Annotated in this window: 5 protein-coding genes; 2 read left to right on the top strand and 3 right to left on the bottom strand. The window is 74.1% G+C overall.

All coding sequences use genetic code 11. The features are described 5' to 3' along the window. Positions 1–255 precede the first annotated feature (255 nt). From GPJ59_RS32590 to GPJ59_RS32580, 3 genes are all read right to left on the bottom strand, one after another. Entirely contained in the window at positions 256–822 is a 567-nt protein-coding gene (locus GPJ59_RS32590) for a GNAT family N-acetyltransferase (protein WP_219671522.1), read from the bottom strand. Between the two features lie 5 nt (positions 823–827). After that, positions 828–2,129 (bottom strand): GAF domain-containing protein, encoded by a 1,302-nt coding sequence (locus GPJ59_RS32585; protein ID WP_308120609.1) that lies wholly within the window; start codon positions 2,127–2,129, stop codon positions 828–830. A gap of 303 nt (positions 2,130–2,432) precedes the next feature. Then, complete coding sequence (locus tag GPJ59_RS32580; protein ID WP_219671521.1) at positions 2,433–4,079, bottom strand: acyl-CoA dehydrogenase family protein; 1,647 nt, start codon at positions 4,077–4,079, stop codon at positions 2,433–2,435. Between the two features lie 17 nt (positions 4,080–4,096). Between GPJ59_RS32580 and GPJ59_RS32575 the strand changes: the two genes are divergently transcribed. Both GPJ59_RS32575 and GPJ59_RS32570 read left to right on the top strand, forming a co-directional pair. Beyond that, complete coding sequence (locus tag GPJ59_RS32575; RefSeq protein WP_219671520.1) at positions 4,097–5,227, top strand: YihY/virulence factor BrkB family protein; 1,131 nt, start codon at positions 4,097–4,099, stop codon at positions 5,225–5,227. Between the two features lie 27 nt (positions 5,228–5,254). Further along, positions 5,255–5,605, top strand: coding sequence for a DUF6597 domain-containing transcriptional factor (locus GPJ59_RS32570; RefSeq protein ID WP_374200976.1), 351 nt, complete (start codon positions 5,255–5,257; stop codon positions 5,603–5,605). Positions 5,606–5,662 lie beyond the last annotated feature (57 nt).

Genomic DNA, 5,662 nt, shown 5'->3' with positions numbered 1-5,662 from the left:
GTGCGACGCTGTCTGCCCGCCGCCGCCCGCGTCTCCCTCCACGTGGCCGCCACCGGGGCCGTCGTCGGCGGCACCTCGCTGGGCCGGGAGGCCCGGGCGAGCGGCGGCGCGCCCACCGCCGGGGACACCGAGGTGGCCCGGGGGCGGCTGCCGCACGCCCGGGGTGCGGGCCGGCCGTTACGACCGGGGTGCGGGCCGGCTGCTGCACCCCGGGTGCGGGGCCGGCCGCTACGCCCCGGGCCAGGGTCAGGGCCGCTACGCCCCCGGCCAGGGCCCCGGCGTCGGGGTTTCCGGCTTGTCCTCGGTTTCCGTCCGGAAGACGCGGAAACCGCGCTTGAGATAGTTGTCCATCGCCGTCGGGCCGTCCTGGCTGCAGGTGTGCAGCCAGACCCGGCTCGTCTCCTCGCGTCCCGGCCAGCGCGCGGCCAGGTCCCAGGCGCGGGCCGTGCCCACCGTCAGCAGATAGCCCCCGATCCGGCGGCCGCGGAAGTCCGGCAGCAGGCCGAAGTACATGATCTCCACCACGCCGTCGTCCTGCGGGTCCAGCTCCACGTACCCCGCCGGGGTACCACGGTCGTACGCCACCCAGGTCTCGACGCCCGGCCGGGCCAGGTGCGCCGCCCACTCGGCGCGGGTCAGCGCCAGCCGGTCCGTCCAGTGGATGTCACCGCCCACCGAGGCGTACAGGAACCGGCTGAACTCCGGCGAGGGCACCTCCGCCCGCTCGACGCGGACCTCCTCGCCCGGCACCGCCGCCGGGACGAGATCGGCGGGCGAGGTCATTTCCAGGGACCAGGTGGTCAGGTGAATGGTGTTGCTCATGCCGTTCAGGGAACCACGGCCGGCCCGCCGCGGCCCAGGCGGGCCCCGACCACCGCCGGGGCCGTGGAGTGGGGGAGCAGCAGCAGCGGGTCCGCGGGGCGGATCAGCTCCACCTCCACATCGTCGGCGAACCGGTACGGCCGGTGCGCCAGCACCCCGGCCAGATGGCGGCGCACCCGCGACAGCTCGGCGCGTACCGTCACCGTCCGCGTGGGATCCCCGAACACCTCCTGCGCCAGCTCGGCCGCCGACCACCCCCGCGGCCGCTCCGCCAGCAGGAACAGCAGCTCCGCATGGCGCGGGCTCAGCTCCTGCGACCAGCTGCCGGCCGCCCCGTACACCGTGGCCGACCAGTGGCGCGGCCGGCTGAGGTCCAGCACCACCCGGCCGGCCGGCGCGCCGCCCGAGGCCTGTTCCACCCGGATCAGCCAGCCGCCCGGCAGCGGCTCGACCACACAGGCGCCCAGCTGCTGGAGGTGGACCCGGCCCGGCCCGAAGCCCTTGGGCAGCGTGATCCGGTCGGCCGGGGCCAGCCCCGTCACCGCCGCCGTCCAGCCGTGCGCGTCCACGGCCAGCGCCCGGCCCGGCAGCCGGGCCAGCAGCGGCGCGGCCACCGCCCGCAGGCGCTCCAGCGACTCCAGGTGCCGGATCCGCAGCTCCCGCTCGGCCAGCCTCGCCACCGACGACACCCAGGCCAGGGTCGCCGGGTGCATCGTGGCCAGCGGACCGCTCACGTCCACCACGCCCAGCAGCGAACCGTCGCGCGGATCGTGCACGGGCGCACCCGTGCACGTCCAGTCGTGGTGGCTGGAGACGAAGTGCTCCGCCGAGAACACCTGCACCGGCCGCCGGGTCACCAGCGCCGTGCCCACGCCATTGGTCCCGACCACCGCCTCGTCCCAGTCCGCGCCCACCGCGAAGCCCAGCCGGTCGGCCTTGCGCAGGATCGAGGAGGCCCCCTCCCGCCACAGCAGCCGGCCGTCCGCGTCCGCGACGACCATGATGTGCAGGGCGCCGTCCAGGCTGGGCAGCAGTCCCTCGCGCAGCACCGGCAGGACCTGCCGCAGCGGCGAGACCTGCCGGCGCTCCTCCGTCTCGGCGGCCGACAGCATCCGGGAACGGGTGTCCCGGTCCGGGTGCACCCCGCCCGCCATCATCCGCCGCCACGACTCGGCGATCTCCGGCCGCGGCACGGCCGGCGGCCGGCTCCCCGACAGCGCGGCCGCCCGCACCCCTTTCAGCAGGCGCGACGCGTCCCGCGCGTCCATGGCAGAGAGCCGAGCCAGATCGACGGCGGTGTGGGACACCCGATCCTCCCCCTGTGCGGCGGACGTACGTAGCCGAAGACGACGTACACGGCCGAAGACGACGTACAAAGCCGTAGACGTTGCATGTGCCTCAAGGCGTTGCCCGTTCCCGGGCGATGCAACCGTACGCAACTCTCGCCAAGCCCCGGTCGCCCGACCGAAACTGTGCCGACGCCGCCCCGCGGCGCCACAGCTCCTCCTCGGGGCTTTCCCGGGGCGGGGGCGGTGCCGAGTCGGCGCGGCACCACCCCCGCCCCACCATCAGCGGGCCCGGATCCGGGCACGGCCGGGTTTGGGGACCCCCTAGCCCGCGATCCGCGCCCGTGCCACGACCGCCTTCAGGTCCAGGCTGTGCGGCAGCGTCCCGAACGCCGAACCCCAGTCGCCCCCGAGCCGTGACGCGCAGAAGGCGTCGGCGACCTCCGGCGGCGCGAAGCGCACCAGCAGCGACCCCTGGAGCACCAGGGCCATCCGCTCCACCAGCCGCCGCGCCCGCGCCTCGATGCCGTCCAGGTCCGCCAGCTCCGTCAGCAGGTCCTTCACCGCCGTGTCCAGCCGGTGGTCGGCGCCGCGGGCCAGCCCCACCTCCACCAGGAACGCGTTCAGCGCCTGCGGCTCGCGCTGCAGGGCCCGCAGCACGTCCAGGGCCTGGACATTGCCCGAGCCCTCCCAGATCGAGTTCAGCGGGGACTCCCGCAGCAGCCGCGGCAGCCCCGACTCCTCCACGTACCCGTTGCCGCCCAGGCACTCCAGCGCCTCCGCCACGGTCGGCGTGCAGCGCTTGGTCACCCAGTACTTCGCCGCCGGAACCGCCAGCCGCAGGAACGCCTGCTCCTGCTCGTCGCCCCGGTCCTGCACGGCGTCCTGGGCGGCCGCCAGCCGCAGCATCAGGGCCGTCGCGGCCTCCGACTCCAGCGCCAGGTCGGCCAGGACGTTGCGCATCAGCGGCTGCTCGACCAGCCGGGCCCCGAAGGCGGAGCGGTACGTCGCGTGGTGCACGGCCTGGGTCAGCGCCTGGCGCATGATCGCCGCGGAGCCGATCACACAGTCCACCCGGGTCGCGGCCACCATCTCGATGATGGTGCGCACGCCCCGGCCCTCCTCGCCGACCCGGCGCGCCCACGTCCCGTCGAACTCCACCTCGCTGGAGGCGTTCGACTTGTTGCCCAGCTTGTCCTTCAGCCGCTGGATCGCGAAGACGTTGCGGGTGCCGTCCGCCAGCACCCGCGGCACCAGGAAGCAGCTGAGGCCTCCCGGCGCCTGCGCCAGCACCAGGAAGCCGTCCGACATCGGCGCCGAGCAGAACCACTTGTGGCCGGTCAGCAGGTACTCCCCGGCCGCCTCCAGCGGCTCGGCGGCCGTCGTGTTCGCCCGTACGTCGCTGCCGCCCTGCTTCTCCGTCATCCCCATGCCGAAGATCACGCCGGCCTTCTGCGCGGCCGGCCGCAAGCCCTCCTCGTACACGTGCGAGGTCAGCCGCGGCTCCCACTCGGCGGCGAGCTCGGGGTCGGCCCGCAGCGCCGGTACCGCCGCGTGCGTCATCGAGACCGGGCAGCCGTGCCCCGCCTCCGCCTGCGACCACACGAAGAAGCCCGCCGCCCGCCGCAGATGGCCGCCGGGGCGCCCCCAGGCGTCGGTCAGGCCCGCCGAGACGGCCCGGCCCATCAGCCGGTGCCAGGCAGGGTGGAACTCCACCTCGTCGATCCGGTTGCCGTAGCGGTCGTGCGTGCGCAGGATCGGCGGGTTCTCGTTGGCCTGCCGGCCCCATTCCTGGGCCTGCGCGGAGCCCGCTGCGCGCCCCAGCTCGCCGAGCTCGGTCCGTACGGTGTCGAGGAGTTCGGGAGCGAGGTGCCGCTCCACGCCCTCGGTGAGGGCCCGGTCGTCTCCGTAGACGTCGTGGCCGACGAGCGGCGGGGCCTGGTTGGTGACTGTGTGGGTGGTGGCTGCCATGCCGATACGGTAAAGAGGTGCAGCCTGCAAATGAAACACCCGAGCGGCCCCCGGGCCGGCTCCACCGGGCCCGGGCCCTCTACCGCAACGTCTCCAAGCGCAAGATGGGCTGGCTGCTGCTCAAGGACACCGTCAACTCGTGCATCGAGTACCGCATCCTCGGGCTCGCGGCGGAGGCGGCGTTCTTCACCCTGCTGTCGCTGCCGCCGCTGTTCCTGGGCCTCCTCGGCCTGCTGGGCTACGTCGACAACTGGACGGACACCACGACCGTCGCCAGCATCGAGGACAACATCCTGCGCGCCGTCGGCACGGTCCTGTCCGACCGGGGCGTCAACGACATCGCCCGGCCCCTCCTGGACGACGTCACCAGCCGGGGCCGGCCCGACATCATCTCCCTCGGCTTCGCCTTCGCCCTGTGGTCCGGATCGCGCGCCGTCAACGTCTTCATCGACACCATCACCGTGATGTACGGGCTCGACGGCGTGCGCGGCATCGTCAAGACCAGGCTGCTGGCCTTCCTGCTGTACGTGGTCGCGCTCCTGATCGGGGCGGTGGTGCTGCCGCTGATGGTGGTCGGCCCGGACGCCGTGATCCGGCTGGTGCCCTGGGGCACGGAGGTCATCGCCGTCCTGTACTGGCCCACGGTCACCCTGCTGTCCATCGTCTTCCTCACCACGCTCTACCACGTCTCCGTACCGGTGCGCTCGCCGTGGATCGAGGACGTGCCGGGGGCGCTGGTGGCGCTGGCGATGTGGGTGCTCGGCAGCTTCCTGCTGCGGATCTACCTGACCAACACGGTGGAGGGCCCGACGATCTACGGCTCCCTGGCCGCGCCCGTCGCCGTGCTGCTGTGGATCGGCATCTCGGCGTTCGCGGTCCTGGTCGGCGCCGCCGTCAACGCCGCCATCGACCGGGTCTGGCCCTCGGTGGCGACGGCAGCGGCGCGCGAGGCGAACGAGCGGGTGCGGGAGGCGGAGGCGGCGCAGCTCGTGGCGCGCGCGGCGGCGTGGCGGGCGCTGGCGGAGGGCGAGTCGGAGGACGACGAGGACGCCGGTACGCCGTCGGAGTTCCCGGAGCGCTGGTCGAAGTTCCTGCCCCCGGACGACTACACCTCCCGCCTCCGCAAGGAGCGCAACCACCACCCCTGACCGGCCGGGGCGAGGAGGAGCGAGCCAGTGGCGCAGTACGAGGAACGGGACTCCCGGGTGGTGCCCGGGGCCGTGCTGTGGCGGGCGGCCGGGCCGGCCGGCCTCGTGCTGCCCGACGGGTGCATGGACCTGCTGTGGATCGAGGGCCGGCTGATGGTCGCCGGGCCCGACACCGTCGCCCGCCTGCCCGGGGAGGTCCCGGGCACCGGCTTCGCCGGGATCCGGCTGGCCCCGGGCACCGCGCCGGCGCTGCTCGGCGTACCGGCCCGCGAACTGCGCGACCGCCGCGTGGACCTGGCCGACCTGTGGCCCGCCCGGCGGGGACGGGGAGTCACGGGGCAGGTCCAGGGGGACGAACTGGTCACTGTAAAAATCTGACACTGGCCCAGAGGTTCCGCGTATCGAGTACGCCTGTGCCTGTCATACAGAAAGACA

This window comes from Streptomyces bambusae (genome assembly GCF_019400985.1).
Classification (GTDB): domain Bacteria; phylum Actinomycetota; class Actinomycetes; order Streptomycetales; family Streptomycetaceae; genus Streptomyces; species Streptomyces bambusae_A.
The sequence above is the reverse complement of the archived record's forward strand: the minus strand, read 5'-3'. Positions and strand labels throughout refer to the sequence as shown.